The sequence below is a fragment of the Bacillus sp. J14TS2 genome (assembly GCF_018333015.1).
Classification (GTDB): Bacteria; Bacillota; Bacilli; order Bacillales; family Bacillaceae_C; genus Lederbergia.
In genome coordinates, this window is sequence record NZ_BORE01000038.1 from 1 (window position 1) to 5684 (window position 5684).

1 protein-coding gene and 2 rRNA genes are annotated in these 5684 nt (G+C 46.4%); all 3 read right to left on the reverse strand.

The genetic code is table 11. The features are described 5' to 3' along the window. Window positions 1-2419 (reverse strand): 23S ribosomal RNA (locus KI375_RS26860); the annotation flags it as partial. 338 nt (window positions 2420-2757) lie between these two features. Further along, window positions 2758-4310: ribosomal RNA gene (locus KI375_RS26865) — 16S ribosomal RNA — on the reverse strand. Between the two features lie 391 nt (window positions 4311-4701). After that, the coding region (locus tag KI375_RS26870; RefSeq protein WP_212976432.1) for an HD-GYP domain-containing protein at window positions 4702-5684 on the reverse strand (983 nt) is incomplete at its 5' end.

Sequence of the window (5684 nt, forward strand, 5' to 3'; positions counted from 1 at the left end):
TGTAGGTCTCGCAGTCAAGCTCCCTTGTGCCTTTACACTCTGCGAATGATTTCCAACCATTCTGAGGGAACCTTTGGGCGCCTCCGTTACCTTTTAGGAGGCGACCGCCCCAGTCAAACTGCCTGCCTGACACTGTCTCCCACCCCGATTCAGGGGTGCGGGTTAGAATTTCAATACAGCCAGGGTAGTATCCCACCGATGCCTCCACCGAAGCTGGCGCTCCGGCTTCAAAGGCTCCTACCTATCCTGTACAAGCTGTACCAAAATTCAATATCAAGCTGCAGTAAAGCTCCACGGGGTCTTTCCGTCCTGTCGCGGGTAACCTGCATCTTCACAGGTACTATAATTTCACCGAGTCTCTCGTTGAGACAGTGCCCAGATCGTTGCGCCTTTCGTGCGGGTCAGAACTTACCTGACAAGGAATTTCGCTACCTTAGGACCGTTATAGTTACGGCCGCCGTTTACTGGGGCTTCAATTCAAAGCTTCGTCTTGCGACTAACCTCTCCTCTTAACCTTCCAGCACCGGGCAGGCGTCAGCCCCTATACTTCGCCTTACGGCTTCGCAGAGACCTGTGTTTTTGCTAAACAGTCGCCTGGGCCTATTCACTGCGGCTCTCTCGGGCTTGCACCCTAACAGAGCACCCCTTCTCCCGAAGTTACGGGGTCATTTTGCCGAGTTCCTTAACGAGAGTTCTCTCGCTCACCTTAGGATTCTCTCCTCGCCTACCTGTGTCGGTTTGCGGTACGGGCACCTTTCACCTCACTAGAGGATTTTCTAGGCAGTGTGGAATCAGGAACTTCGGTACTAAATTTCCCTCGCCATCACAGCTCAAGGTATATGGTGACGGGATTTGCCTCGTCACCCCTCTAACTGCTTGGACGCACTATTCCAGCAGTGCGCTTACCCTATCCTCCTGCGTCCCCCCATCGTTCAAACGGTGAAGAGGTGGTACAGGAATATCAACCTGTTGTCCATCGCCTACGCCTTTCGGCCTCGGCTTAGGTCCCGACTAACCCTGAGCGGACGAGCCTTCCTCAGGAAACCTTAGGCATTCGGTGGAAGGGATTCTCACCCTTCTTTCGCTACTCATACCGGCATTCTCACTTCTAAGCGCTCCACCAGTCCTTACGGTCTAGCTTCGCAGCCCTTAGAACGCTCTCCTACCACGGACACCTGACGGTGTCCATCCACAGCTTCGGTGATACGTTTAGCCCCGGTACATTTTCGGCGCAGAGTCACTCGACCAGTGAGCTATTACGCACTCTTTAAATGGTGGCTGCTTCTAAGCCAACATCCTGGTTGTCTAAGCAACTCCACATCCTTTTCCACTTAACGTATACTTTGGGACCTTAGCTGGTGGTCTGGGCTGTTTCCCTCTTGACTACGGATCTTATCACTCGCAGTCTGACTCCTAAGGATAAGTCATTGGCATTCGGAGTTTGTCTGAATTCGGTAACCCGATGAGGGCCCCTAGTCCAAACAGTGCTCTACCTCCAAGACTCTTACCTTAAGGCTAGCCCTAAAGCTATTTCGGAGAGAACCAGCTATCTCCAAGTTCGATTGGAATTTCTCCGCTACCCACACCTCATCCCCGCACTTTTCAACGTGCGTGGGTTCGGGCCTCCAGTAAGTGTTACCTTACCTTCACCCTGGACATGGGTAGATCACCTGGTTTCGGGTCTACGACCTCATACTTAATCGCCCTATTCAGACTCGCTTTCGCTGCGGCTCCGCCTCTTCAGCTTAACCTTGCATGAAATCGTAACTCGCCGGTTCATTCTACAAAAGGCACGCTATCACCCGGCGTTTTTCCGAAGGAAAATACGCACAGGGCTCTAACTACTTGTAGGCACACGGTTTCAGGTTCTCTTTCACTCCCCTCCCGGGGTGCTTTTCACCTTTCCCTCACGGTACTGGTTCACTATCGGTCACTAGGGAGTATTTAGCCTTGGGAGATGGTCCTCCCTGCTTCCGACGGGATTTCACGTGTCCCGCCGTACTCAGGATCCACTCTGGAGGGAACGAAGTTTCAACTACAGGGTTGTTACCTTCTTTGACGGGCCTTTCCAGACCTCTTCATCTACTCCGTTCCTTTGTAACTCCGTATAGAGTGTCCTACAACCCCAAGAGGCAAGCCTCTTGGTTTGGGCTTCTTCCGTTTCGCTCGCCGCTACTCAGGAAATCGCAATTGCTTTCTCTTCCTCCGGGTACTTAGATGTTTCAGTTCCCCGGGTCTGCCTTCCTTACTCTATGTATTCAAGTAAGGATACTACCCCATTACGGGCAGTGGGTTCCCCCATTCGGAAATCTCCGGATCAAAGCTCGCTTACAGCTCCCCGAAGCATATCGGTGTTAGTCCCGTCCTTCATCGGCTCCTAGTGCCAAGGCATTCACCGTGCGCCCTTACTAACTTAACCTAAAAGGTTATTTAAAACTACTTAATGGATTCATCCATAAAGTGGCGATTCTCGGTTATTACTTGGTTACTTCTTATATTATCTAGTTTTCAAAGAACAAGGCTACTGATTTCAATCACATCATGATTAATCATCAGAGCGTTTGCTTCGTGCTGCCTTGCTCCGAGGTGAACCTAATCATCCTCGAATATGCATTGCCGCAGGAGCAATTATATTTTTATGTCATTAGAATCTTTTAAACAAGAAATCCAATGGACATTTTTTGAAGGATTGAACCTTCAAAACTGAACAAAACAGAAGACGTCTGAACCACGTAAGTGGTTTTCCATATTCCTTAGAAAGGAGGTGATCCAGCCGCACCTTCCGATACGGCTACCTTGTTACGACTTCACCCCAATCATCTGTCCCACCTTCGGCGGTTGGCTCCAAAAGGTTACCTCACCGACTTCGGGTGTTACAAACTCTCGTGGTGTGACGGGCGGTGTGTACAAGGCCCGGGAACGTATTCACCGCGGCATGCTGATCCGCGATTACTAGCGATTCCGGCTTCATGCAGGCGAGTTGCAGCCTGCAATCCGAACTGAGAATGGTTTTAAGGGATTGGCTAAACCTCGCGGTCTTGCAGCCCTCTGTACCATCCATTGTAGCACGTGTGTAGCCCAGGTCATAAGGGGCATGATGATTTGACGTCATCCCCACCTTCCTCCGGTTTGTCACCGGCAGTCACCTTAGAGTGCCCAACTAAATGCTGGCAACTAAGGTCAAGGGTTGCGCTCGTTGCGGGACTTAACCCAACATCTCACGACACGAGCTGACGACAACCATGCACCACCTGTCACTTATGTCCCCGAAGGGAACTCCCTATCTCTAGGGCAGGCATAAGGATGTCAAGACCTGGTAAGGTTCTTCGCGTTGCTTCGAATTAAACCACATGCTCCACCGCTTGTGCGGGCCCCCGTCAATTCCTTTGAGTTTCAGCCTTGCGGCCGTACTCCCCAGGCGGAGTGCTTAATGCGTTTGCTGCAGCACTAAAGGGCGGAAACCCTCTAACACTTAGCACTCATCGTTTACGGCGTGGACTACCAGGGTATCTAATCCTGTTCGCTCCCCACGCTTTCGCGCCTCAGCGTCAGTTACAGACCAGAGAGTCGCCTTCGCCACTGGTGTTCCTCCACATCTCTACGCATTTCACCGCTACACGTGGAATTCCACTCTCCTCTTCTGCACTCAAGTCTCCCAGTTTCCAATGGCCGCTTGCGGTTGAGCCGCAAGATTTCACATCAGACTTAAGAAACCGCCTGCGCGCGCTTTACGCCCAATAATTCCGGACAACGCTTGCCACCTACGTATTACCGCGGCTGCTGGCACGTAGTTAGCCGTGGCTTTCTGGTTAGGTACCGTCAAGGTACCGCCCTATTCGAACGATACTTGTTCTTCCCTAACAACAGAGTTTTACGATCCGAAAACCTTCATCACTCACGCGGCGTTGCTCCGTCAGACTTTCGTCCATTGCGGAAGATTCCCTACTGCTGCCTCCCGTAGGAGTCTGGGCCGTGTCTCAGTCCCAGTGTGGCCGATCACCCTCTCAAGTCGGCTACGCATCGTCGCCTTGGTGAGCCGTTACCTCACCAACTAGCTAATGCGCCGCGGGTCCATCTGTAAGTGATAGCCGGAGCCATCTTTCAATTCTCCTTCATGCGAAGGAAAAAGTTATCCGGTATTAGCCCCGGTTTCCCGGAGTTATCCCAGTCTTACAGGCAGGTTACCCACGTGTTACTCACCCGTCCGCCGCTAATCATCAGGGAGCAAGCTCCCATCAGATTCGCTCGACTTGCATGTATTAGGCACGCCGCCAGCGTTCGTCCTGAGCCAGGATCAAACTCTCCAAAAAGATGTTTGATATAGCTCTTTATAAATAAAAGTAATTCATTGACGTTTCGTTTTGTTCAGTTTTCAAAGATCAATCACCTTTAAGTGACTTTTATATATTATCATATATATCATTTCAAGTCAATACCTATTTTAATATAATATTTTTTGAAATTTATATAGTTGATATAAAAGACCAACGAATATTATTCTATCAGATATTATTTGCAAACACAATAACTTTTTTTTAAAAGTCCTAAACTTTTTAGAAGGAAGATTTATATTGACTCTTTTCTATAGCTTTATTGATAGTTAATAAATTTCTTTATATACTTCACAATTGTTTATTTCATCAAGTTTAGGATATTGAAAGGAGCCATTTTATAATCCTTCCTTCTCACAGAGTTATCTGTTTATGAATAAACTTCCTCTATATATATCTCTCTCATCTTTTCAAGATCTATGGATTCACCGTTATTTAACTTTATTAATGGTCTCGTTAATGCATGTTGTTTAGTGAAAAGAACTACCCCTATCTCTCCATTCGATAATCTTACTCTAGTACCAATAGAAAGTTTTGCTGCCATTAATGATAGTGTGTTTAAAACAGATATATCATATTTTCCAAATTCATCTATTTTCATCATTTCTATAGCTTTTAAAGGGGCAATATTTTTTTTATGGGACCGATTAGAAATTAATGCATGAAATACATCAGCTACTGCTACTATTCGGGAAATTGGATAAAACTGATTTCCTTTTATCCCCATTGGGTACCCGCTACCATCTAATCTTTCATGGTGTTGAAATACAGCTAATTTTGTTTCAGGTTTTAGTAGAGGACTATTTTGAATCATTTTTAAGCTTAAATTTGGATGATCTTGAATTTCCTTATTCTCTTCTGATGTGAGGACACCTGATTTGGTAAGGATTTTTGGGGATATCTTTGCCATACCGACATTTGCCAAGCAGCCAGCTAATGCTGTTTGATAGTAAAGACCTTTATCATAGCCCATTTTCTTGGCTATTAATCCGCTAATAATTCCTACTGCAACAGAATGATCATAAATATAGTTATTCTGGTTAGTAGAAAAGTTTTGAGATGAAATAGAAATATTTTTTTCTTCAGCTTTTTCAAGTAATTTATAAAGAAAATCCCTTACATTAGCAATATCAACTGCTGACCCCGATTGCCATTTTTGAAAATCTATTTTGTACTTCGTTACTGCTATTTCAAAATCCTCTCGAAATGATGAATATATTATCTTCTTTTCTTCTTTACTTTCATATACACGCTCTTCATTTTTTTTCTGATCATGTTTCCTTGTCAATCCTTCAATGATCACTTCCGTTTTCAAGAAAGCCTTTAATACTTCTATATGTTCTGGAGTTATCA